Origin of the sequence: Enterobacter cloacae subsp. cloacae ATCC 13047, from assembly GCF_000025565.1 — a bacterium.
Taxonomy (GTDB): domain Bacteria; phylum Pseudomonadota; class Gammaproteobacteria; order Enterobacterales; family Enterobacteriaceae; genus Enterobacter; species Enterobacter cloacae.
On the sequence record NC_014121.1, the window covers coordinates 332,620 to 356,983 of the forward strand.

Annotated in this window: 21 protein-coding genes; 6 read left to right on the forward strand and 15 right to left on the reverse strand. The window is 56.5% G+C overall.

Going from position 1 to position 24,364, the window contains the following annotated elements; translation table 11 throughout:
• The first annotated feature begins 229 nt into the window (after positions 1-229).
• Both ghxP and ECL_RS01580 read left to right on the forward strand, forming a co-directional pair.
• Entirely contained in the window at positions 230-1,579 is a 1,350-nt protein-coding gene (gene ghxP, locus ECL_RS01575) for a guanine/hypoxanthine transporter GhxP (RefSeq protein ID WP_013095074.1), read from the forward strand.
• A gap of 150 nt (positions 1,580-1,729) precedes the next feature.
• On the forward strand, positions 1,730-3,376 hold the full coding sequence (locus ECL_RS01580; protein ID WP_013095075.1) for a Na+/H+ antiporter: 1,647 nt from the start codon (positions 1,730-1,732) through the stop codon (positions 3,374-3,376).
• 76 nt (positions 3,377-3,452) lie between these two features.
• Here the strand turns inward: ECL_RS01580 and ECL_RS01585 are convergent, their stop codons facing one another.
• Entirely contained in the window at positions 3,453-4,340 is an 888-nt protein-coding gene (locus tag ECL_RS01585; RefSeq protein WP_013095076.1) for a LysR family transcriptional regulator, read from the reverse strand.
• Between the two features lie 102 nt (positions 4,341-4,442).
• On the opposite strand from ECL_RS01585, the gene ECL_RS01590 reads away from it, so the two are divergent.
• Together ECL_RS01590 and ECL_RS01595 are read left to right on the forward strand one after the other, a co-directional pair.
• Positions 4,443-4,850 carry a CidA/LrgA family protein gene (locus ECL_RS01590; RefSeq protein WP_013095077.1) on the forward strand — a complete coding sequence of 136 codons (408 nt, stop codon included), beginning with the start codon at positions 4,443-4,445 and terminating at the stop codon, positions 4,848-4,850.
• On the forward strand, positions 4,847-5,536 hold the full coding sequence (locus ECL_RS01595) for an LrgB family protein (protein ID WP_013095078.1): 690 nt from the start codon (positions 4,847-4,849) through the stop codon (positions 5,534-5,536). Before ECL_RS01590 ends, ECL_RS01595 begins: the two co-directional genes overlap by 4 nt.
• 31 nt (positions 5,537-5,567) lie before the next feature.
• Here the strand turns inward: ECL_RS01595 and actP are convergent, their stop codons facing one another.
• The 3 genes from actP to acs all read right to left on the reverse strand — a co-directional run bounded on the left by actP (position 5,568) and on the right by acs (position 9,621).
• Positions 5,568-7,217 (reverse strand): cation/acetate symporter ActP, encoded by a 1,650-nt coding sequence (gene actP, locus ECL_RS01600; RefSeq protein ID WP_013095079.1) that lies wholly within the window; start codon positions 7,215-7,217, stop codon positions 5,568-5,570.
• A complete protein-coding gene (locus ECL_RS01605) occupies positions 7,214-7,528 on the reverse strand; it encodes a DUF485 domain-containing protein (RefSeq protein WP_013095080.1) in 315 nt (104 codons plus the stop codon). The genes actP and ECL_RS01605 overlap by 4 nt, the downstream gene beginning before the upstream one ends.
• Positions 7,529-7,662: 134 nt before the next feature.
• Positions 7,663-9,621: an acetate--CoA ligase gene (gene acs, locus ECL_RS01610; protein WP_013095081.1), complete on the reverse strand. Its 1,959-nt coding sequence runs from the start codon at positions 9,619-9,621 to the stop codon at positions 7,663-7,665.
• Between the two features lie 423 nt (positions 9,622-10,044).
• On the opposite strand from acs, the gene gltP reads away from it, so the two are divergent.
• Entirely contained in the window at positions 10,045-11,358 is a 1,314-nt protein-coding gene (gene gltP, locus ECL_RS01615) for a glutamate/aspartate:proton symporter GltP (RefSeq protein ID WP_013095082.1), read from the forward strand.
• Positions 11,359-11,438: 80 nt separating this feature from the next.
• Here gltP and ECL_RS01620 read toward each other — a convergent pair whose 3' ends face one another.
• The 3 genes from ECL_RS01620 to fdhF form a co-directional block, all read right to left on the reverse strand.
• A complete protein-coding gene (locus ECL_RS01620; RefSeq protein WP_013095083.1) occupies positions 11,439-12,113 on the reverse strand; it encodes a tetratricopeptide repeat protein in 675 nt (224 codons plus the stop codon).
• Positions 12,114-12,234: 121 nt separating this feature from the next.
• Positions 12,235-12,387, reverse strand: coding sequence for a Hok/Gef family protein (locus ECL_RS01625; protein ID WP_013095084.1), 153 nt, complete (start codon positions 12,385-12,387; stop codon positions 12,235-12,237).
• Positions 12,388-12,708: 321 nt separating this feature from the next.
• Positions 12,709-14,856, reverse strand: a complete 2,148-nt coding sequence (gene fdhF / locus ECL_RS01630; protein ID WP_077681898.1) for a formate dehydrogenase subunit alpha — start codon at positions 14,854-14,856, stop codon at positions 12,709-12,711.
• Positions 14,857-15,108: 252 nt separating this feature from the next.
• On the opposite strand from fdhF, the gene ECL_RS01635 reads away from it, so the two are divergent.
• On the forward strand, positions 15,109-15,840 hold the full coding sequence (locus ECL_RS01635; protein ID WP_013095088.1) for a response regulator: 732 nt from the start codon (positions 15,109-15,111) through the stop codon (positions 15,838-15,840).
• 4 nt (positions 15,841-15,844) lie between these two features.
• On the opposite strand, the gene lpxO is transcribed toward ECL_RS01635, so the two are convergent.
• The 8 genes from lpxO to ECL_RS01675 form a co-directional block, all read right to left on the reverse strand.
• Complete coding sequence (gene lpxO / locus ECL_RS01640; protein WP_013095089.1) at positions 15,845-16,753, reverse strand: lipid A hydroxylase LpxO; 909 nt, start codon at positions 16,751-16,753, stop codon at positions 15,845-15,847.
• A 142-nt stretch (positions 16,754-16,895) separates the two neighbouring features.
• The gene (locus ECL_RS01645) at positions 16,896-17,903 is read right to left on the reverse strand and encodes a carbohydrate kinase family protein (RefSeq protein WP_013095090.1); all 1,008 of its coding nucleotides are present in this window, start codon (positions 17,901-17,903) and stop codon (positions 16,896-16,898) included.
• The gene (locus ECL_RS01650) at positions 17,903-18,763 is read right to left on the reverse strand and encodes a ketose 1,6-bisphosphate aldolase (protein ID WP_044159019.1); all 861 of its coding nucleotides are present in this window, start codon (positions 18,761-18,763) and stop codon (positions 17,903-17,905) included. The genes ECL_RS01645 and ECL_RS01650 overlap by 1 nt, the downstream gene beginning before the upstream one ends.
• Before the next feature lie 10 nt (positions 18,764-18,773).
• On the reverse strand, positions 18,774-19,460 hold the full coding sequence (locus ECL_RS01655; RefSeq protein ID WP_013095092.1) for a D-lyxose/D-mannose isomerase: 687 nt from the start codon (positions 19,458-19,460) through the stop codon (positions 18,774-18,776).
• Between the two features lie 70 nt (positions 19,461-19,530).
• Positions 19,531-20,622 carry an IS4 family transposase gene (locus ECL_RS01660; RefSeq protein ID WP_226842839.1) on the reverse strand — a complete coding sequence of 364 codons (1,092 nt, stop codon included), beginning with the start codon at positions 20,620-20,622 and terminating at the stop codon, positions 19,531-19,533.
• Between the two features lie 209 nt (positions 20,623-20,831).
• Entirely contained in the window at positions 20,832-21,773 is a 942-nt protein-coding gene (locus ECL_RS01665; RefSeq protein ID WP_013095094.1) for an ABC transporter substrate-binding protein, read from the reverse strand.
• Positions 21,774-21,801: 28 nt separating this feature from the next.
• On the reverse strand, positions 21,802-22,797 hold the full coding sequence (locus ECL_RS01670; protein WP_013095095.1) for an ABC transporter permease subunit: 996 nt from the start codon (positions 22,795-22,797) through the stop codon (positions 21,802-21,804).
• The gene (locus ECL_RS01675) at positions 22,794-24,314 is read right to left on the reverse strand and encodes a sugar ABC transporter ATP-binding protein (RefSeq protein WP_013095096.1); all 1,521 of its coding nucleotides are present in this window, start codon (positions 24,312-24,314) and stop codon (positions 22,794-22,796) included. Before ECL_RS01675 ends, ECL_RS01670 begins: the two co-directional genes overlap by 4 nt.
• Between the last annotated feature and the right edge of the window lie 50 nt (positions 24,315-24,364).

Here is a 24,364-nt window from a genome sequence, read left to right on the forward strand (position 1 = left end):
GAAATTTAGCGAAAAACGAGAAAGTTCAGTTGAAAAGGGCGGTGATTAGGCTGGATAATCGTTTGCCTAAATTTGACCACCCGTTTTGTAAGCGCGGAGCTAAACGTTTGCTTTTTTTGTGACGCCCCTTTTCGTCGCAAACGCAGCACAAGGATTTGACGTTTTGCTGGCAGTGGAGTCTCCACCACGCTTACGGACTTTCTATAAAAACTCTCAGGGGATGTTTTCTATGTCTACGCCATCCGCGCGTACCGGCGGTTCACTTGACGCCATCTTTAAAATTTCTGCTCGCGGCAGCACCGTGCGCCAGGAAATCGTTGCCGGTCTGACAACGTTTCTGGCAATGGTGTACTCCGTCATCGTTGTGCCGGGCATGCTCGGTAAAGCAGGCTTCCCACCGGCAGCGGTTTTCGTTGCAACCTGTCTTGTCGCCGGTGTTGGCTCCATCGTAATGGGGCTGTGGGCGAATCTGCCGATGGCGATTGGCTGTGCCATTTCCTTGACCGCCTTCACCGCGTTTAGCCTGGTGCTGGGCCAACACATCAGCGTACCGGTTGCCTTGGGCGCCGTCTTCCTGATGGGCGTGCTGTTCACCATTATCTCGGCAACCGGCATTCGTAGCTGGATTTTGCGCAACCTGCCGCACGGCGTGGCGCACGGCACCGGTATCGGTATCGGTCTGTTCCTGCTGCTGATTGCCGCCAATGGCGTGGGTCTGGTCATTAAGAACCCGCTGGACGGTCTGCCGGTGGCGCTGGGTCACTTCGCCAGCTTCCCGGTGATCATGTCCCTGATTGGCCTGGCGGTGATTATTGGTCTGGAAAAATTGAAAGTCCCAGGCGGCATTCTGCTGACCATTATCGGTGTGTCCATTGTTGGCCTGATTTTCGATCCGACCGTGCATTTCTCTGGTATTTTTGCCATGCCGTCGCTGAGCGATGACAACGGTAACTCCCTGATTGGCAGCCTGGATATTGTCGGCGCGCTGAACCCGGTGATCCTGCCAAGCGTGCTGGCGCTGGTGATGACGGCGGTGTTTGATGCCACCGGTACCATCCGTGCGGTGGCCGGTCAGGCGAACCTGCTGGATAAAGACGGTCAGATTATCGACGGTGGCAAAGCGCTGACCACCGACTCCCTGAGCAGCGTCTTCTCGGGTCTGGTAGGCGCTTCTCCGGCTGCGGTCTATATCGAGTCCGCTGCGGGCACCGCGGCAGGCGGTAAAACTGGCCTGACCGCCATTACCGTTGGTGTACTGTTCCTGCTGATCCTGTTCCTCTCTCCGCTCTCTTATCTGGTGCCAGCCTACGCTACGGCTCCGGCACTGATGTACGTCGGCCTGCTGATGCTGAGCAACGTGGCGAAAATTGACTTTGCGGACTTTGTGGACGCGATGTCAGGCCTGATCACTGCGGTATTTATCGTGCTGACCTGTAACATCGTGACCGGCATCATGATCGGCTTCGCGTCGCTGGTGATTGGTCGCCTGGTCTCCGGTGAGTGGCGCAAGCTGAACATCGGCACCGTGGTTATCGCCGTTGCGCTGGTGGTGTTCTACGCGGGCGGCTGGGCAATCTAAATTGTCCTTTGATGCGAAAACGGGTGGCTCAGGCCACCCGTTTTTATTTTCAGGACTCATCCCGTTGCCTTTTGCGTTACTCTGGGGAAGATAGAATAAAAGGCACGACGCCTTCCGTAGTACATAAGTAACACAGCAAACAGGGAACGCATGGAAATCTTTTTCACAATACTCATCATGACCCTTGTGGTCTCATTATCCGGGGTGGTTACACGCGTACTGCCCTTTCAGGTCCCCCTGCCATTAATGCAAATTGCCATCGGCGCGCTGTTGGCGTGGCCGACGTTTGGCCTGCACGTTGAGTTCGACCCGGAACTGTTCCTCGTGCTGTTTATCCCGCCACTGCTGTTTGCCGATGGCTGGAAAACACCCACGCGCGAGTTTCTGGAACATGGGCGCGAGATCTTCGGTCTGGCACTGGCGCTGGTCGTCGTGACCGTGGTCGGGATTGGTTTCCTGATCTATTGGGTGGTTCCGGGGATCCCGTTAATCCCCGCTTTTGCGCTGGCCGCAGTCCTGTCGCCAACCGATGCCGTGGCGCTGTCCGGCATAGTGGGTGAAGGGCGGATTCCGAAGAAAATCATGGGCATCTTACAGGGAGAGGCGCTGATGAACGACGCCTCCGGTCTGGTTGCCCTGAAGTTCGCCGTGGCCGTCGCAATGGGAACGATGATCTTTACCGTTGGTGGCGCGACCCTGGAATTCTTCAAGGTTGCTATTGGCGGTATCCTGGCGGGCTTCGTGGTGAGCTGGCTGTATGGCCGCTCGCTGCGCTTCCTCAGCCGCTGGGGCGGTGATGAACCCGCAACGCAGATCGTACTGCTGTTCCTGCTGCCGTTTGCCTCCTATCTGATTGCCGAACACATTGGCGTGTCGGGCATTCTGGCAGCGGTAGCGGCAGGGATGACCATCACCCGCTCCGGCGTAATGCGCCGCGCGCCGCTGGCCATGCGTCTGCGTGCAAACAGCACCTGGGCAATGCTGGAATTTGTCTTTAACGGCATGGTCTTCCTGCTGTTGGGTCTGCAGCTGCCGGGCATTATGGAATCCTCTCTGGTGGCGGCGGAGGCCGATCCGAACGTTGAAGTCTGGATGCTCTTTACCGACATCGTGCTGATCTACATGGCGCTGATGCTGGTGCGCTTCGGCTGGCTGTGGACGATGAAAAACTTCAGCGTGCGCTTCCTGAAGAAAAAGCCGATGGAGTTTGGTTCGTGGACCACGCGTGAGCTGCTGATTGCCTCCTTTGCGGGGGTACGCGGGGCGATTACCCTGGCCGGTGTGCTCTCCATTCCGTTGCTGTTGCCGACGGGCGATGTCTTCCCGGCGCGTTATGAACTGGTCTTCCTGGCGGCGGGCGTGATCCTGTTCTCACTGTTTGTCGGTGTGATTATGCTGCCGATTTTGCTGCAGCATATCGACGCCGGGGACGCCACGCAGCAGCATAAAGAGGAGCGGATTGCCCGCGCTGCCACTGCCGAAGTGGCGATTGTCGCTATTCAGAAAATGGAAGAGCGCCTGGCCGCCGATGCCGAAGAGAACATCGACAATCAGCTGCTGACGGAAGTGAGCTCACGCGTGATTGGTAATCTGCGTCGCCGGGCTGACGGCCGTAACGATGTGGAAAGCTCGCTGCAGGAGGAGAACCTTGAGCGCCGGTTCCGTCTGGCGGCGCTGCGCTCCGAGCGTGCCGAGCTGTACCACTTGCGTGCCACGCGGCAAATCAGTAATGAAACGCTGCAAAAGCTGCTGCACGATCTGGATCTGCTGGAAGCGTTGTTGATAGAGAATCAGTAACGCTGTTTTTTGCCCGGTGGCGCTGCGCTTACCGGGCCTACGTGCTCGATCGGTTCCCTCTCCCTGTGGGAGAGGGTTAGGGTGAGGGCACCCAAAATCCCTCACAACATTGCAGCCACGCCTGGGCGCTGTGCGACAAATATATCCCTTCTCGCCAGATCATCCCCAACTGCCAGTGCAAATCGCTTTCGAGTGGGATCCAGCGCAGCGTGTTTTTATCCAGACGCTCGCAAATCGGCTGCGGCAGAATGGCAATTCCCACGCCTGCCTGCACCATCGCTGCCAGGAAATCCCACTGGCCGCTGCGCACCGCAATGCGCGGCTTCACGCTATGTTGATTAAACAGCGTCATCAGCTGGCGGCTGAGGGCGAAATCTTCGTTGTAGATCAGCAGAGGGTATTCACCGAGCAGCTCAGGTTTCACTGAATCTCGCTTCAGCCAGTCGCCGGAGCGGGGAACCAGCACGCACAGCGGATGGCTAAAGAGCGGAAGCGTCGCCAGACCGCTCTCTTCCTCAACGGGGAGGGCTGTCATGGCGACGTCCAGCTCGCCGTTGGTTACGGCCTGCTGGACGGTTAACCCACCAAACTCCGAAATTTTGAGTTCAACGCCGGGGTAACGCTGGCGAAACAGGCTAATCGGCCCGGCCATCATCATCCCGACCATCGGCGGAATACCAAGGCGCAGCACCCCTTTGGTCAGGTGGTTAATATCGTCTAGCTCCGCTTCCAGCTGACGAAACTCGGCCAGGATCGCCAGGCCACGTTCAAACACCACGCGCCCGGTATCGGTAAGCAACAGCTTGCGTCCGTCGCGGATCAGCAGGGTACAGTTGAGTTCATCTTCGAGGTTTTTCAGCATTTTGCTGATGGTGGGCTGGGTAACAAATAACTTCTCCGCTGCGCGGGTAAAACTCTGCTGGCGAACCACTTCGACAAAATAGCGCAGCGTTCTTATGTCCATGATTATTCCTCGAAACTATACCTTCGATGATTTTAATTCATTTCAGTCCATACCGTGCGCTCACTATACTGGCGCCTCGTCTCATTTTTGAGGAAAACCCCCATGGCCGTGGCGTTAAGCCGTGTTACGCCTGCCGTTGTGCAACGACTCCAGGTACCGGTTCAGGTACTGCTCTACGCGGGACTGTTTGTTTTTGCGGAATATCTTGTCGGCTGGCTGCATCTGCCGCTGCCTGCCAACCTGGTGGGGATGGTGTTGATGCTGACGCTCATTCTCTGCCGCGTTATCCCCCTTAGTTGGGTGCGTGCCGGCGCGCGCTGGCTGCTGGCAGAGATGTTGCTGTTCTTTGTTCCTGCCGTGGTGGCGGTGGTGAACTATGCGCAACTGCTGATGGTGGACGGCTGGCGGATCTTCGCGGTCATCGCCCTGAGCACGCTGATGGTGCTGGGCGCCACCGCCTGGGTGGTGGACAAGGTTTATCGCTTCGAGATCCGCAGGCAAAAAACATGACTAACTTCCAGATAAGCGTGCTGTGCCTGATTGCCACGCTGGTTATCTACTTTGCCAACAAACGCCTGTATCGTCGCTTTCACGCGCTGCCGCTGATGCCGCTGGTCTTCACGCCGATCCTGCTGGTGCTGATGCTGGTTTTTGGCCATATCTCCTGGCAAAACTACATTGGCGAATCCCACTGGTTGCTGTGGCTACTGGGGCCGGCCACCATCGCCTTTGCGGTGCCGGTGTACGACAACCTGAATATCATTAAACGTCACTGGATGTCGCTCAGCGCGGGGGTGATTACCGCCACGGTGGTGGCGGTCTGTAGCTCCGTCTGGCTGGCGCGGCTGTTTACGCTGCCCGATGAAATTCAGCGTAGCCTGGCCGTGCGCTCGGTAACGACGCCATTTGCGCTGGCAGCCGCTAAACCGCTCGGCGGACAGCCGGATCTGGTGGCGCTGTTCGTGGTTGTCACCGGTGTCTTCGGTATGGCGGTAGGCGACATGCTATTTCTGCGGCTTTCTATCCGTGAAGGGTTGGCAAAAGGGGCGGGATTTGGCGCGGCGTCACACGGCGCGGGAACGGCACGCTCTTATGAGTTGGGTCAGCAGGAGGGAGTTGTAGCAAGCCTGGTGATGATGCTCTCCGGCGTGTTGATGGTGCTGATTGCGCCGCTGGTGGCGTGGGTGATGTTCTGAACTCCCCGGCCCGAAGGCCGGGGATCAAGACTCAGTGTGCGCGGCCTTGTTCCACGCCCAGGCCGGTTTGTGAGCGGATAAACTGGGCGCGGAATTTCTCACGCTCCAGGTTCCCCTCCGGCGAGTTGTCGGTTGCAGAGAAGATCCAGATACCGATAAACGCCACGGCGATTGAGAACAGCGCCGGGTACTCATACGGGAAGAGCGCCTTTTCGTGACCGAGGATCTGCACCCAAATCGTCGGGCCGAGGATCATCAGAATCACCGCGGTCAGCAGCCCCAGCCAGCCGCCTACCATTGCGCCACGGGTGGTCAGTTTAGACCAGTACATGGAGAGCAGGATGATAGGGAAGTTACAGCTCGCCGCAATTGAGAAGGCCAGCCCCACCATGAAGGCAATGTTCTGCTTCTCGAAGAGGATCCCCAGCAGGATCGCCACCACACCCAGAATCAGTACGGTGATTTTGGAGACTTTGAGCTCTTCACGCTCGGTTGCGCCTTTGCGGAACACGTTCGCGTACAGGTCATGCGACACCGCAGATGCTCCGGCAAGCGTAAGCCCGGCCACCACGGCAAGGATGGTGGCAAAGGCCACGGCTGAGATAAAGCCGAGGAAGAGATTGCCGCCTACCGCATCTGCCAGATGCACTGCCGCCATGTTGTTACCGCCAATCAGCGCGCCCGCCGCGTCTTTAAATGCCGGGTTCGCTCCCACCAGCATGATGGCGCCAAAACCGATGATAAAGGTCAGTATGTAGAAGTAACCCATAAACCCGGTGGCGTAGAAGACGCTCTTGCGCGCTTCGCGGGCATCGCTCACGGTGAAGAAACGCATCAGGATATGTGGCAAGCCTGCGGTACCAAACATCAGACCCAGACCGAGTGAAAGCGCGGATATCGGGTCTTTCACCAGCCCGCCCGGGCTCATGATCGCTTCCCCTTTCGGGTGGACCGCCATCGCTTCGGTAAACAGGTTGTTGAAGCTAAAGCCGACGTGTTTCATCACCATAAAGGCCATGAAGCTCGCACCGAACAGCAGCAGAACCGCTTTGATAATTTGCACCCAGGTGGTTGCCAGCATGCCGCCAAACAGGACGTACATCACCATCAGCACACCCACCAGCACTACCGCGACGTGGTAGTTCAGGCCGAACAGAAGTTCGATCAGTTTGCCTGCGCCAACCATCTGGGCGATCAGATACAGCGCCACCACCACCAGTGAACCGCAGGCGGAGAGAATACGAATCGGACCCTGCTTCAGGCGATACGAAGCCACATCAGCAAAGGTGAAACGCCCCAGGTTGCGCAAGCGTTCGGCGATCAGGAACAGAATGATCGGCCAGCCCACCAGGAAGCCGAGAGAGTAGATCAGACCATCGTAGCCGGAGGTGTACACCAGCGCGGAGATCCCAAGGAAAGACGCGGCAGACATAAAGTCGCCCGCAATCGCCAGCCCGTTCTGGAAACCGGTAATATTACCGCCCGCAGTGTAGTAATCATTACGGGAACGGACGCGTTTCGACGCCCACCAGGTGATATACAGCGTCAGCACCACGAAAATCAGGAACATGATAATCGCCTGCCAGTTGGTTGGCTGGCGCTGAACCTCGCCGGTAATGGCATCTGCGGCGTGTGCCGCAAAGGGAAGTGTGGCGGCAAGCGCCGTCAGGACTCTCTTCATGATGCTTTTACCTCACGCAGTACCGCTTTATTAAGACGATCGAATTCGCCGTTCGCGCGCCAGACGTAGACTCCGGTCAGCACAAACGAAATCACAATCACGCCAATGCCAATCGGGATGCCCCGTGTGACGCTGGTGCCCTCATGCAGCGGCGTACCCAGCCAGTGCGGGGCAAAGGCGATAAGCAGAATAAAGCCGACGTAGATAATCAGCATGATGATGGAAAGTAAGAAGGCAAACCGTTGCCGTTTATCAACGAGCTCCCTGTAGTGCGCACTATTCTCTATCTGCTGACAAATATCGTTATTCATCACAGAGTTCTCCAGAAGTAAGGTTGGTTTGTTTTATCCCCTCTCCCCTATGGGGAGAGGGTTAGGGTGAGTGGAGGAAGGTGCGGTCTGATGCCCTCACCCCGGCCCTCTCCCACAGGGAGAGGGAGAAAAGGTTACGAAGGCATTGCGATGGACTGCTTCTCTTCGAGCAGTTTTTCCACCACGCCCGGATCGGCGAGCGTTGAGGTATCACCAAGGTTGCTGGTGTCCCCTGCCGCGATTTTGCGCAAGATTCGGCGCATAATTTTGCCGGAACGAGTTTTCGGCAGTGAGTCAGTCCAGTGCAGTACATCCGGCGTGGCAAGCGGGCCAATCTCTTTGCGGACCCAGTTGCGCACGTCGGCATACAGTTCTGGCGATGGCTCTTCACCGTGGTTCAGCGTCACGTAGGCGTAAATCGCCTGGCCTTTAATGTTGTGCGGGATCCCCACAACGGCGGCTTCGGCAATCTTCGGATGCGATACCAGCGCGGATTCAATCTCCGCGGTGCCCAGACGGTGGCCGGAGACGTTCAGCACATCGTCCACGCGCCCGGTGATCCAGTAATAGCCATCCTCGTCGCGACGCGCGCCGTCACCGCTGAAGTACATGTTTTTAAAGGTTGAGAAGTAGGTCTGCTCGAAGCGTTCGTGGTCGCCAAAGAGCGTACGTGCCTGGCCCGGCCAGGAATCGACGATCACCAGGTTGCCTTCGGTGGCACCATCCAGCGGATTGCCTTCGTTATCCACCAGCGCAGGCTGGACGCCGAAGAACGGTTGGGTCGCTGAACCGGCTTTTAAGCGGGTCGCACCTGGCATTGGGGTGATCATGAACCCACCGGTTTCGGTCTGCCACCAGGTGTCCATTACCGGGCATTTTTCGTTGCCGATCTTCTTCCAGTACCACTCCCAGGCTTCCGGGTTGATAGGCTCGCCGACGGAGCCGAGGATGCGCAGGGAAGAGCGGTCAGTGCCTTCTATCGCTTTATCCCCTTCCGCCATCAGCGCACGGATCGCCGTTGGCGCGGTGTACAGAATGTTGACCTGGTGCTTATCGACCACCTGGCACATCCGCGCCGGGGTTGGCCAGTTTGGTACACCTTCAAACATCAGCGTTGTTGCACCGCAGGCCAGCGGGCCGTACAGCAGATAGCTGTGACCGGTGACCCAGCCCACGTCGGCAGTGCACCAGTAGATATCGCCCGGATGGTAGTCGAAAACGTATTTAAAGGTGGTGGCCGCATAGACCAGATAGCCACCGGTGGTATGCAGTACGCCTTTCGGTTTGCCGGTGGAGCCGGAGGTATAGAGGATAAACAGCGGATCTTCCGCGTTCATCTCTTGCGGTTGATGCTGGTCGCTTGCTTTTTCAATCAGGTCGCTCCACCACAGGTCACGCCCTTCATTCCAGTCGATCTTGCCACCGGTACGCTTAAGGACGATGACGTTGCTGACGGTTTTGACGTTCGGGTTTTTCAGCGCTTCGTCGACATTTTTCTTCAGAGGAATACCGCGCCCGGCGCGCACGCCTTCATCAGCGGTGATCACCAGTTTCGAACTCGAGTCGACAATACGCCCGGCAACCGCTTCCGGCGAGAACCCGCCAAAGATAACGGAATGGATCGCGCCGATGCGCGCGCAGGCCAGCATCGCCACCGCCGCTTCCGGCACCATCGGCATATAGATGGCGACCACATCGCCTTTTTTAATGCCCTGGTCCAGCAGCACGTTAGCGAAGCGGCACACGTCGCGGTGCAGCTCTTTATAAGAGATATGTTTGCTCTGAGAGGCATCGTCGCCTTCCCAGATAATGGCCGTTTCGTTACCGCGTTCGGCAAGGTGGCGATCGAGGCAGTTCGCCGCAAGGTTTAGCGTGCCGTCTTCATACCATTTAATAGAAACGTTACCCGGCGCAAAGGAGGTGTTCTTCACCTTCTGGTAAGGTTTGATCCAGTCAAGAATATGGCCCTGCTCGCCCCAGAAAGCGTCAGGATCAGAGACAGATTGCTGATACTTCTCGTGGTACTGCTCCGGGTTGATCAGGCAACGGTCCGCAATGTTAGCGGGAATGTCGTGTTTGTGTATTTGGCTCATGGCTTTTTTTCTCCTTGTAAGATGTTAATAATATGTCGCAAAAACGTTAATAGTAGGGGCTTTACAAGCTTTGTTTATTATTTGGGCGGCAGATCACGCATTGTTTGAAGCGTATGAAAAATGAGCGAATGAAACTTTGAAGAAAAATAATTTACCGGACGGATTATTCACATTTGCGCATAAAAAATCGTTTTTATAACAAATGGTTATTTATAAGAATTATCGTAAACTCGCGTCATAACGGCTTTTCGTAGTGAAATGCGTTGTTCTTTAAGGCTTGCGCAACACACCGCGCAGATGATACTCATACGCCGCGTTAAAAAATCCCATAAACCAACGCAACACAATTCATACCCTTTCAGTATGTCTCCATATTCATGCAGTCTGCATGAATAGGGCGCTTCATTGAGGAAGTCAGTTTCTATGAAAAACGTTAAAGTCAGCCTGGCCTGGCAAATCCTGCTGGCCCTTGTGCTGGGTATCCTGCTGGGTAGCTATCTCCATTATCACAGCGACAGCCGCGAGTGGCTGATTGCGAACTTGCTCTCCCCGGCGGGCGATATCTTTATTCATTTGATCAAAATGATCGTGGTGCCGATTGTCATCTCGACGCTGGTGGTCGGTATTGCCGGAGTCGGTGATGCAAAACAGCTGGGCCGCATCGGTGCAAAAACCATTCTCTATTTCGAAGTGATCACGACGATTGCCATCATCCTTGGCATTACCCTGGCGAATGTCTTCCAGCCAGGCTCCGGGATCGATATGTCGCAACTTGCGACGGTGGATATTTCGAAATACCAAAGTACGACCGCTGAAGTGCAGAGCCATGCGCACGGCCTGATGGGCACCATCCTGTCGCTGGTGCCGACTAACATTGTGGCGTCGATGGCGAAGGGCGAGATGCTGCCAATCATCTTCTTCTCGGTGCTTTTTGGTCTGGGTCTTTCCTCTCTGCCTGCCACGCACCGTGAACCGCTGGTCACCGTGTTCCGCTCCATCTCTGAAACCATGTTTAAAGTGACCCACATGGTGATGCGTTACGCGCCGGTTGGGGTGTTTGCGCTTATCGCGGTAACCGTGGCGAACTTCGGTTTTGCCTCCCTGTGGCCGCTGGCGAAGCTGGTAATTCTGGTGCATTTCGCCATCCTGTTCTTCGCGCTGGTGGTACTGGGTATTGTGGCGCGCCTGTGTGGGCTGAGCATCTGGATCCTGATCCGCATTCTGAAAGATGAGCTGATTCTGGCGTACTCCACGGCCAGCTCTGAAAGCGTGCTGCCGCGTATTATTGAGAAGATGGAGGCCTATGGTGCCCCGGCTTCTATCACCAGCTTCGTGGTGCCAACCGGCTACTCCTTTAACCTGGACGGCTCGACGCTGTACCAGAGCATCGCAGCCATCTTTATTGCCCAGCTGTACGGCATTGATCTGTCGCTGTGGCAGGAAATTGTGCTGGTGCTGACGCTGATGGTGACCTCAAAAGGGATCGCGGGCGTGCCGGGTGTCTCCTTCGTGGTGCTGCTGGCGACGCTTGGCAGTGTCGGTATTCCGCTGGAAGGTCTGGCGTTTATCGCCGGTGTTGACCGTATCCTTGATATGGCGCGTACGGCGCTGAACGTGGTTGGAAACGCGCTGGCGGTGCTGGTTATTGCCAAGTGGGAACATAAGTTCGACCGTAAAAAAGCGCTGGCGTATGAACGCGAGGTGCTGGGTCGTTTTGATAAGACGGCTGACCAGTAACATCCTAAGCCCGGTGGCGCTGCGCTTACCGGGCCTACGGGTTTTGTAGGCCGGGTAAGGCGAAGCCGCCACCCGGCACGTTATTCTCCGCTCAACGCATCAAACTCTTCACATCCCGTATCAAACCCTTCCGTACAGCTCAGGTTCAACCAGTAGAGCGCCTTCTGTTTATTGGGCGTGATAAAGCCTTTCTCGCCCTGCTGGAACAGCATCCCTGCCCAGTATTCGGCATAGCCAGTGCGTGACAAAGATGAGCTGCGCTTAAACCACGATGCCGCCAGAGCATCGTCCTGGGCCACTTCTACACCGTTGGCATAAATCAGACCCAGCAGCATTTGCGCATCTACCGCAGAGTCGTTGTCGATATCTTCGGTGGCCGTCTGCAGCAGTTTGATGGCCTGCGGGTAGTCTGTTTTGCCACCCTGGGTATTCACCAGAACGCGTGCCAGCATAATGGCGCCACGCTTGCTGCCCGCAATCGTGGCCTGCTGTGCCAGCGCTTTAGCCTGAGCGTAATCGCCCTGAGTAAAGTGGATCTGAGACAACAGGGCCATCGCATCGATGTCGCCCCCTTTTGCCGCTTTCTCTGCCCACATCGCCGCCTGCTTGCTGTCGCCGGAGCTGAACCAGGTGTCGGCGAGATAATACTGAGCGCGTGCATCGCCCGCCTCCGCCTGTGCTTTGTACTGGCTGCCAATCTCATCGGCATGGACGAACGACGTAAAAACTAATAACAACAGTAAAAATGGTTTCATGGATTCTTATCATCTGGGTACACGCCGCGCAGTATAATCGCGGCCATAGAATAAAAAAACGGGTGCGTTAAGACCTCAGCATCCTGCAAGCCGGGCGGAACTGTCGTTCCGCCCGCAGAGGTTAGCCTGCAACGCAGGCTAATTTCGCCGCCACCTCCTGATGTTCACTCTTTATTGTCAGTTCGCATAACTTTCCGCGAGTAATAAAGGTAAAGATCACTATCGTCAGGCAGATAATAAAGACAATGCCTAACGCAGTTTTTAATGGCGTCATGCCTTTTACTCCTTGTCAAAAAAAGAATAAGAGGCTACTCTCAACCTGTAGGTTGTTGAGGGGTAGCCTCGGGTAAATGAATATTTCCCGGGGCTTTCCACTTTCTGTCCCTCAACAATGCTCAAGACAGAAAGTCTTAAGCACCCGCCGCACATCTTATCCATCTGAATCAAAAAGCAAAGATGTAATTCTTTTTCGTGCAATTTACATTATTTCTGCGAGCAGCTTACAAGATTAATAATTGATATTTTTAATGAGTTAAGCAGAAATAAAAAGGGAGTGAATATTTCACTCCCTTTATTCATCAATTAAATAATATCATTATCCCATCGCACTTTCGCGCAAGCGGGCTTTCAGCTTGTTATATTCGTCGATCACATACTGTTCCGCAGCGTGCTGATCCGCAATCGGCTCCACGCGTACGGCACAGTACTTATACTCCGGCGTTTTGGTTATCGGGCTTAAGTTCTCCGTCACCAGTTCGTTACAGGCGCCAATCCACCACTGATAGGTCATGTACACCGCCCCTTTGTTGGGACGATCGCTGACCTGCGCACGGGTAATGATCCTGCCTTTACGCGAGTTCACCCATACCAGCGCTTCGTCTTCAATGCCAAGACGTTCAGCGTCAGCGGTGTTGATCTGCGCATAACCTGGCTCATCCGCCAGCGCTGCCAGCGCTGCGCAGTTGCCGGTCATCGAACGACAGGAGTAGTGGCCCACTTCACGCACGGTGGAAAGCACCATTGGATACTCATCGGTGAGTTTATCAATGGGGGCAACCCAGTCGCAGGTGAAGAACTGTGCCAGCCCATTTGGGGTGTCGAATTTCTCTTTAAAGAGATACGACGTGCCCTGGTCGGCCTCAGACTCATCCCGGCACGGCCACTGGATATACCCCAGTTCACCCATTTTTTCATAGGTTGCACCGTAGAAGTCCGGACACAGATGCCGCAACTCGTCCCAGATCTCCTGGGTGTTGTTGTAGTGCATTGGATAACCCATGCGGGTGGCAATTTCGCTGATGATTTGCCAGTCGGTTTTCAGATCCCACTTCGGCTCCACCGCTTTAAAGAAGCGCTGGAAGCCACGGTCTGCCGCCGTGTAAACCCCTTCATGCTCGCCCCAGGACGTTGACGGTAAAATCACATCTGCCGCTGCCGCGGTTTTGGTCATAAAGATGTCCTGAACAATCACCAGCTCCAGATCCTCAAACCCTTTACGCACCGCAGAGAGCTCGGCGTCGGTCTGGAGAGGATCTTCGCCCATGATGTAAGCCGCCCGCACTTCACCATGTGCCGCCCGGTGCGGCAGCTCGCTGATGCGATACCCGGTGTGCTCCGGCAAACTTTCCACCCCCCACGCTTTGGCAAACTTCGCGCGGTTTTCCGGGAACTTCACGTACTGATAGCCCGGATAGGTGTCCGGCAGCGCACCCATATCGCAGGCACCCTGCACGTTGTTCTGACCGCGTACCGGGTTCACGCCGACGTGTGCCTTGCCAAGGTTGCCGGTCAGCATGGCGAGGCTGGTCAGGGAACGCACGGTTTCCACGCCCTGATAGAATTGGGTCACGCCCATGCCCCACAGAATGGCGGCGGTTTTCGCCCCGGCGTACATCCTTGCTGCCTGACGGATCTCCTGCGCGCTGACGCCGGTGATCGCTTCGACAGATTCTGGCGTATAGCCTTCGACAATTTTCCGATACTCTTCAAAACCTTCCGTACGAGTGGCGACAAACGCCTGGTCGTAGAGGTTCTCCTCAATAATGACGTGCCCCATGGCGTTCAACAGCGCGATGTTCGAGCCGTTTTTCAACGCGATGTGCATATCTGCAATACGAGCCGTTTCGATTTTGCGCGGATCGCAGACGATGATTTTCGCCCCGTTCTGTTTGGCGCGAATAACGTGGTTCGCGACAATCGGGTGAGAATCCGCCGGGTTATAGCCGAAGATAAAGACGAGATCGGTGTTGTCTATCTCGTTAATTGCATTACTCATTGCGCCGTTTCCGACCGACTGGTGCAGACCTGCAACCGATGGGCCGTGTCAGACGCGAGCGCAGCAGTCGACGTTATTGGTTCCAATAACGGCGCGCGCGAATTTTTGCATTACATAGTTGGTTTCGTTACCCGTCCCGCGCGATGACCCGGTGGTCTGGATCGCATCCGGGCCATATTTAGCCTTAATGGCGCTCAGGCGGGTGGCGACGTAGTCCAGCGCCTCGTTCCACGAGACGGCTTCCAGCTTGCCACCGCGTTCACGGCGGATCATGGGGGTTTTCAGGCGCGGGGTGAGAATTTGGGTATCGTTAATAAAATCCCAGCCGTAGTACCCTTTCAGGCACAGCGTGCCCTGGTTGGTTTTCCCCTGTGCGGCCTCCGCCCGGACGATTTTGCCGTTATCGACCACCAGGTGGATCTTGCAACCTGAGGCACAATAAGGGCAAACCGTGACGACTTTTTTCATCAGTCTGCTCCAGTTAATCATTTCGCAGCCATAATGCAGCTTTTATGCCATGTTTTTAGTGTGGGTATCACTCGACTTTACGGGTGTTTTCCTGGCAAAACCCTGACGAAAAGCAGGCAATCGTCAAAATTGACGTGTCGAAAAGGCAGCGGATGTGACATGGGTTGTAATTCCGTCACGTAAAAATCCATTTGGCTGGAGCCGACGGCAGAATAGTTCAGACTTAACATAATCCCCTGACGGAAGCATGCGATGAAACCGGCGATTCTGGTGGTTGATGACGATACGGCAGTGTGCGAGCTGCTGCAGGATGTGCTCAGCGAGCACGTCTTTACGGTGCTCGTCTGCCATAACGGACAGGACGCACTGAACCGGGTTCATCAGGAACCGGGAATTGCCCTGGTCCTGCTGGACATGATGCTGCCGGATATCAACGGCCTGCAGGTCCTGCTGCAGTTGCAAAAGCAACGCCCGGATCTGCCGGTAGTGATGCTTACCGGGCTGGGGAGTGAGTCTGACGTGGTGGTAGGGCTGGAGATGGGTGCCGACGACTACATTGGCAAACCGTTTAATCCGCGTGTGGTGGTCGCCCGGGTTAAAGCCGTGCTCAGGCGTACCGGAGCGCTGGCGGCCGACACGCCCGCGCCACGAGTGGCGGGCATTGCTTTTAATGGCTGGACGCTGGATACCACCCGCTGCGAACTGATCGATCCGCAGCGTAACCCCGTACCGTTGACCCAGGGTGAATACGGCCTGCTGCTGGCGCTTACCCAGAATGCCCGCCGGGTACTGAGCCGCGAGCAGCTGCTTGAGCTGACCCACAGCGAAAGTGCCGATGTGTTTGACCGCACCATCGACGTGTTGATCATGCGCCTGCGCCGGAAAATCGAAGCCAATCCGCACCAGCCCGCATTAATCAAAACGATCCGCGGGCTGGGCTACGTCTTTGCCGCCGATGTCTGTCATCCCGATAGGGCGGCGTAAGTGCTTACGTTATGGCAGCGACAATAAGCGCGGCGAAAATCGCCGTGATGACCAGGTACTTCAGTGCGTAATAGAGCTTCCTATTGCGCTTCTTCAGACGCTGACCGCGTTCTCGCCCGGCGTGCACATATTTGAAGATACGGTTGATTCCCCCGGTGCGGTCGTTATCGTCATTGGGGGAGCTGGCCGCTGACATCAGCGTTGTCCCGACCCAGTGGTTAACCGCCTGCGCCCAGCGCCATTTCATCGGACGTTCGATATCGCAGAAGAGAATAATCCGCGTGTGATCCGATTTATTCTCCGCCCAGTGCACGTAAGTTTCATCAAAGATGACAGCCTCACCGTCACGCCAGCTGTGGCGCTGCTGGTCAACCTCTATAAAGCAGCGATCGTCATTTGGCGTGACCAGGCCTAAATGGTAACGAACCGAGCCGGCGTAGGGATCGCGATGCTTGCCGAGCTTCGCGCCCGCCGGGAGTTCGGCAAACATTGCCGCTTTCACGGACGGGATCTCACTCACCAGTTGTGTCGTAACGGGGCACAGGATCTGAGCCGAGGGATGCGCATCGGCATACCATTTGAGGTAAAACCGTTTCCAGCCGCGTTTAAAGAAGGTGTTAAAACCGGCATCGTTATGATTTTGTGCCGCCTTGATATGATCCTGCAAACGCAGCGCCTCTTCGCGAATGACCTCCCAGTTTTCCGTCAGTTTATTTAATTCCGGAAAGCGCTCGGTTTCAAAAAAGGGCTGTCTGGCGGGCAGCGAAGAGAACGCCGTCATAAACATATTGATAGGCGCCATAAAGGTGGAGTGGTCGAAAAGTTGACGGGAAAGCGTCTGTTTTTCTTTGCCGCGCGAATGCGCATAAATAACACTGATAATAAATATAGCGATGATAATTGCTGCGAACATTTTTCCTTGTCCTCTGTATCTCTCATTTCGGAAAAGCGTGTGGGCAATATGTTGCCCACGCCGAATGTGCCAGACGCAGAGAGTGTAGTTCGGCTATGCAAAATTCATAGAACTGTAATCAAAAATCGCAATTTTTGTTAATTTAGGCGCTGCTCTCCTGAATAAAGCGCGTCAATTCCTCCAGCGTTTTTGCTCCATAAATGGCATTCGCGGCCAGCAGGCTTGCCCGGGCGCAGGCATGCGCCAGGTAAATACTCTCTGCCAGCGGCAGCGATTCATGACAGCCATATAAGAAACCGGCACAAAAGGCGTCGCCCGCGCCGACGCTGCCAATAATCTCCTCCTGAGTCAGCCTCCATGAGGGGATCCAGCGTCCTTCTTCGTTTGCGGCTTCTCCCCAGGCACCTTCCGGGCAGTGGATCACCACCCGCTGCCGGACGCCTGCCGCCAGCAGCTGCGCGGCGGCTTCAGCGATGTGGGCAACGTGTGGTGCGTCGTTGCCGTCGCGCATCTCAAGGCCGCTAAATTCTCCGGCTTCCAGTTCGTTAATGACCAGATAATCGAGATGACGCAGGGCAGGGAGGACCAGCGGCTGATAGCGCGGATCGCCCTTGCGGGAGACCAGATCAAGCGAGGTTTCATACCCCTGCTCGCGCATCTGCGCCAGCAGCCGTGCGCTGCGGGTGCCGTATTCGTCATCTGGCATATCCAGACTGTCGAGCAGCAGCAGGTAGCCGAGGTGGAAGATTTTCATTGTGCCGTCGAGACGGTCAAACGCGGGGAGATCCAGCAGGCGGTTGGCCCCGGGAGAGTGGAAAAAGGTGCGCTGTCCGCTGGGGTCGGCCATCACCTGCGACATGGAGGTTGGCGCAAAGGTGGTGCGCTGTACGCGCTGTCGATTGACGTGATACTGGTCGAGCATTGCCAGAATGTAGTCCCCGTCGCTGTCTTCGCCAATCAGCCCCACCGCCTGCAGCGGCAGGCCGACGTGCATTTTCGCCAGCGTCAGCAGGACGTTAAGCGGCGCGCCGCCGGTGGAACGCTCGCTGTGGGTAATTTCTGCCAGCCAGCCGCGTTCCGGCCATTGCACGATCTGGTGAACGTGATCCACCAGCATATTGCCCGCGGCGATGATCCCTTTGCGTTCCATTATGCCTGCCCCGCGCTGCCAAAGATGCGCATCTGTTCGGCGACCGTATCGGTAATCGCCTCTTCTATGCCCAGCAGCAGCTCGGCAAACTCATCGTACAGCGGCTGGCGGTTGGCCATACGCTGCTCAACGGCGGAAAGCGCGGCCTGGGACATGCCGGTATAGAAGTTGATTTTATGAATACCAAGTTCAATGGCGCGACGAAAATCAGCATCGCTGATCCCGGAGCCGCCGTGCAGCACCAGTGGCAGGCCGGTCTGCTGGCGAATGGCGTCCAGACGGGGGAAATCGAGCTTTGGCTCGCCTTTATACTTGCCGTGCGCGTTGCCAATGGCGACGGCCAGCGCGTCAATGCCGGTTGAATCGACAAATTCCCGTGCCAGCTGCGGGTCGGTAAAGTACGCTTCATCCGCATGGCCGTAGAGCGCTCCGCCTTCATCGCCACCGACGGCACCTAACTCTGCCTCCACCGACACGCCCACCGCGTGACACATCTTCACCACTTCACGCGTCTGACGAATATTCTCCTCGTAGCTCAGTGTCGAGCCATCGAACATCACGGAGCTGAACCCTAAGCGCAGGGCGCGCACCACGGCGTCAAAGTGCAGGCCGTGGTCGAGGTTGAGTACCACGGGGATCGCGTGGCGGGCGGCTTCGTACTTAACCGCTTCGACAAGCGACTCCAGCGACACATATTTAAAATGCACTTCGGCGATGTTGATGATAAAAGGCGAGCGCTCCTGCTTCGCCGCGGCAAACAGGGCGCGCAGGAAGTGGGTGTCGAGAACGTTGAACGCACCCAGCGCGTAGCGATGTTGCCTGGCGTGCGCAAGACCGTCGGCAAGAGAAATCAATGGCATCATTTACCCCTTATATCCGAAACAGGTTGTACTCGTTGCACAGTACCAGCACCGCCGGTTCGTCTTCTTCGATGTTGTTATAGCGGGCAACGGGCTGCAAAAAGTGGTTGTCGTGTTCATCGTCATTGACCGATGACACTTCGCCCACCAGCACGTCGCCAAAACCGCGTTCACCCCAGAAACTGTGGTACAGGCCGGGCGTCAGACAGATGCTCTCCCCTGGTGTAAGGCGCAGCTGGCTGCCGGGGGCGTGGGTCTGCTGGCAACCGTCTATCGTGACGGTGACGTCAGTGTTTTCGGTCTCTGCATGTGCACCGGCATTCCATAACTCAATAATGAGATTTCCACCGCCGCGGTTGATGATGTCCTCCCGTTTGCGCCAGTGAAAATGCATGGGCGTGAGCTGACCGTCGCGTACGTGCATGATTTTTTCGGCGTAGCATTTTTCATACGGCGTGCCGTTTGGTGAGCCGTTGCGCAGGGTAAACAGCGTGAGCCCCTGCGCGGCAAAGCTGCTGCCGCCAAAGGCCGTTACGTCCCAACCGAGCTTAAGATCAAACACTTCCTGCCAGGCGGCCTGATCGAGCTGTTGCCATTTTGTGGGTGGGAAGCTGGCAAAAGGGGGGAGATGCACGTCGTGCATGGAGAAAAACTGCCGCGTGTGGCCGAGGATTTCGTTGATTTCGGAGCGTTTCATGGGGACTCCTTGTGTTTTTTGTCGGCCCAGTCCCCTCTCCCTGTGGGCTGAGGGATCCCCAGTAATATGGTCATGCCACCATGACCATATTACTGTACTCTTTTCCCAGCTTTTTCATCTCGTTAACTATATTCAGCCGTCTCACTTTTCCTGGCTCATGCCGGATGACTTCTTCTGCCAGACTCAGGTATGACAGAACCCGTCTGTGCCTGATGCTGCTTGCCTGATAGTGCCAGTGTAAACACTGCCTTTCTGCCCTGTAACCTGCCAGCCACATCACCAGGCTTGCCATTGCCGCGACCATATTCAGCACTTCCAGTCGCCCTTTTCCCTGACTCCGGCTCAGCCTCAGACCGAACCCGAAGCGTGGACTTTTGTCGTCCCGGAAGTTTTGTTCTATCTGCATTCTGCGGCTGTACAGGGCCATTATCTGGTGCGGCTCCAGTCCCTCTGCATTACTGAACAGCAGCCAGGGCTCCCGCGCGCTACTGCGGTGTTCCCGCTGTGTTTTCGGCATCCCCCCTTTTCCCTGACGCCCTGCGTCAGGGCGCTTATGCAGATAGAACCGGCCGTAACAGGGCGTTCGTGGTTTACGGGACAGGACACCGTAACCCACGCAGACCGGTTGTCCGGTAGCCTCAAGCTCACTGATTTTCATCCACTTTTTATCTCCGTCCAGCCGGAAGCTGATGCAGCCCCTGACCCTGCCGGTGAAGCTCCAGCCCAGCTGGCTGACATGCCGGAACCAGTCTGTCCGGAAGCCTGCATCCGTAATGATGGTGACGGCTTTATCTTTCGGGATGGCATCATGCAGGCGGTCAAGGAAGCGGCACTGTACATCGCTGTTCTGCGCCAGCTCTGCGGGGACAACCTCACTCATAAGCGGCAGTGAGCGACCATTACAGACCAGGCTTGCCCGCAGAAGATACCAGTTCCTGTCATGCCAGCCTGTCCAGTCGACAGCAATCACACAGAAGGGCATCAGGGAGGTGATGGTATGTGTGAGCAGGTGCTGAATACGGGGAATATCCCGGTGAAGGGCGGTATTACCCAGGGCACGGTCAACACGTTTAATTTTATTTTTGACGTGCGCCCTGCCGGGAAGAGAGCGACCAAGGCTGGTCAGGGTCAGATCCGCACCGTGCGTGAGGGCAACTGCCATGGAAACAAGAACATTAATCCGGAAGCTGTGAACGTCCGGTAAAGACGCGGAGAAAAATTTCTGGCAGACTGTCTGTAAAGGCACGATGAGGTCTCTTCTGATTTGTTAGCGCAACCAGTAGATCACACTTCATCGTGCTTTTCATTTTTCTGGGGAACCCTCAGCCCTGTGGGAGAGGGTTAGGGTGAGGGCATCGGGCCGCGCAATTGTTACTTAACCGTCCACCCCTTATACGTGCCGACGTTCTTTTTATCGATCATCGTCACCGGGATCAGCACAGGCTCTTTCGGCGCCGGTTTGCCCTGTAGAATGTCATAGCCGATCTCAACCGCTTTTGCCGCCATGACCTGCGGATCTTGTGCCGGCGTCGCCACAAACAGGGAGTTTTCCCGCTTCAGGGCTTCTTCGCCGTCCGGGCTACCGTCCACACCAACGATAAAGAACTCGTTGCGTTGCGCTTGCTTCGCCGCCAGATCGGCACCGATCGCGGTCGGATCGTTAATCGCGAAGACGCCATCGATCTTCGGATTGGCCGCCAGCAGCGAGGTCATGACTTCCAGGCCCCCTTCGCGGCTGCCCTTGGCGTTCTGGTTATCGGAGAGCACTTTGATATCCGGGTGTTTTTTGAACTCTGTCTGGCAACCTTCCACACGGTTCTGGACGGCAGAGACCGGCGGTCCGTTGATGATCACCACATTGCCTTTGCCGTTCAGGCGGTCGGTGATGTACTTACAGGCCATTTCGCCCGCCTGGGTGTTATCGGAGGTGATCGTCGCGTCTGCACCTTCTGCCGCCACGTCAACCGCGACCACCACGATCCCGGCCTCTTTCGCGCGTTTCACCGCCGGGCCGATCCCTTTAGAATCTGCGGCGTTGAGGATGATCATGTCCACTTTGGCGGCAATAAAGTTGTCGATCTGCGCCACCTGCTGGCCCAGATCGTACCCGCTGGAGACCAGCGTCACTTTGACGTTATCCCCCGCCAGCTTGCGCGCCTCCAGCTCGGCACCTTTGGTGATCTGCACGAAGAACGGGTTGGCCAGGTCACCCACCGTTACGCCGATGGACTTCAGATCTTTCGCCTGCGCAAACGGCGTTGCGGCAAGCAGCGCGCCAGCACAGAGCGCTGTCACTAAGGGCTTCAATCTCATGCTCTCTTCCTCACGTAGGGTATTGTTGTTATGCACTTTGATGGTGTCGGGTACGGTATTTGTCGATCAGCACCGCAATGATGATCACCGCCCCTTTGATCACCAGTTGCCAGAAGTAGGAGACGCCCATCAGCGTCATGCCGTTGTTGAGGGTGGCGATAATCAGCGCTCCCACCAGCGTGCCGGTGATCGTGCCGATCCCGCCAACGAAGCTGGTGCCGCCGAGGATCACCGCCGCAATCGCATCCAGCTCGTAACCCATGCCCAGGTTTCCGTTGGCGCTGTAGAGGCGCGACGCGCTCATCACACCGCCTAACCCGGAGAGCAGGCCGCTCATGCCATACACAAACAGCAACACCAGCCAGACTTTGATGCCCGTTAAGCGTGCCGCCTGCATGTTGCCGCCTACCGCATAGATGTGAACGCCAAGCGTAGTGCGACGCAGGATAAACCAGCACACCACAATCACCGCCAGGGCAATCACCACCAGCCACGGCACGGGGCCAAGATAGTTATTGCCTATCCACTCAAAATTGATGTTCGAGTTAATCACCGTCGTGCCATCGGCCAGCAGGTACGCTGCGCCCCGCAGTGCCGTGTAGGTGCCGAGGGTGACAATAAACGGTGGCAGTCCGGCAAAGGCCACCAGCGCGCCGTTGAACAGCCCCAGCACCAGGCCGAGCATCAGCGCGGCGGGAATAGAGAGCCCGGCGAATTCCGGTATTAACGACACCACCATCGCGGCGACCGCCGTGGTACCCAGAATCGACCCGACGGAGAGGTCAATCCCCCCGGTCAGGATGATGAAGGTCATCCCTGCCGCCAGCACGATGTTGATCGACGCCTGACGGGTAATGTTGAGCAGGTTGCTTTCGGTAAAGAAGTTAGGGGCGATAAAGCCAAAAACCGCCACGATCAGGATGAGAATGGGCAAAATGCCGACCGTTTGCATCAGATCGCTCATCAGCATTTTTTTGGCGGAGGCAGATTTTGCCACCTGCTGCGGATGGGTTGGAGTTGTCATAGTTGCACCGCCTGATGATGTGAGTCGTTCACGCCGGTTGCCAGCGTCATGATGTTTTCCTGAGAGATGTCGTGTCCGTGGAGCTCCCCGGCGATGCTGCCTTCACGCATGACATAGACGCGGTCGCTCATGCCCACCACTTCCGGCAGTTCGCTGGAGATCATCAAAATCGCCACGCCCTTGCGCGCCATCTGGTTCATGATGCGGTAGATTTCGCTTTTTGCGCCGACATCGACACCGCGCGTCGGTTCGTCGAGGATCAGAATACGCGGACCAATCGCCACCCAGCGGGAGATCAGCAATTTCTGCTGATTACCGCCTGACAGACCGCCCGCGCGGACCTGTGCGTGAGGCACGCGGATATTCAGCAGGGCGATGGCATCGTCAGAAATGGACTGCGCTTTTTTGCGGTTAAGCATGCCGAAGGTGGCGTCGCGCTCCAGCGTCGCCATGGTGATGTTCTCCTGCGCCGCCAGCTCCAGGAACAGCCCCTGCTCCTTGCGGTTCTCGGTAAGAAAACCGATCCCGTTTTCAATGGCCGCGCGCGGGGAGTGGATCACCACCGGCTCGCCGTCCACTTCAATCATTCCGCCCGTGGCTTTACGTACGCCAAAGATGAGCTGTGCCAGCTCGGAGCGACCGGCACCGACCAGCCCCGCCAGGCCGACGATTTCCCCTGAGCGCACCTGCAGGCTGCAGGGTTGGACTTTTTTACCGTCGGTGAGGTGATGCACGTTAAGACGCGGGCTGCCGAGCGGAATATCGCGCTCTTTGTTGAACAGATCGCTTAAGGGGCGACCCACCATCATTTTCACCAGCTCAGACGCGTTCAGTTTGTCGCGCGTCAGGCTACCGACGTATTGCCCGTCACGCAGGACGCTGACCCGGTCAGAGAGTTCGTACACTTCCGCCATGCGGTGGCTGATATAGATGATCGCCATCCCTTCATCCCGCAGGCGCAGGATCAGCTCAAACAGACGATGGGTTTCACGCGAGGAGAGGGCGGCAGTGGGTTCATCCATCACCAGAATGCGGCTGTTACGGTGCAGCGCGCGGGCGATTTCCACCTGCTGTTGTTCAGCGATAGTCAGCTTCATCACCAGGTCGGTGGCGTTGAAGTTTGCACCCAGACGGTCGATGACCGCCTGAGCCTGGGCGGCCATCTCTTTACGCTGCACCAGTCCGCCGCGCGAGAGTTCGCTGCCAAGAAAGATGTTTTCCGCAACTGTCAGGTTGGGGGCGAGTTGCATCTCCTGATAGATCAGGGTAATGCCTGCGGCCAGCGCATCCTTCGGGCCTTTAATGTGATACGGCTGACCGTCAATCAGGATCTCGCCGCTGGTCGCGGTGTAGGCGCCCGCGAGGATCTTCATCAGCGTGCTTTTTCCCGCGCCGTTTTCACCCATCAGCGCGTGGATCTCACCGGGAAAGACCGTCAAATCCACACCCTTGAGCGCGTGGAAGTTGCCAAACGTTTTGGCAATGCTGCGCATCTCCAGTACCGGGGTTCTGCTCATGGCGGATCTCCTGTGAAGGTTGATATCTGCACTTCATCACAGGTGCGTAA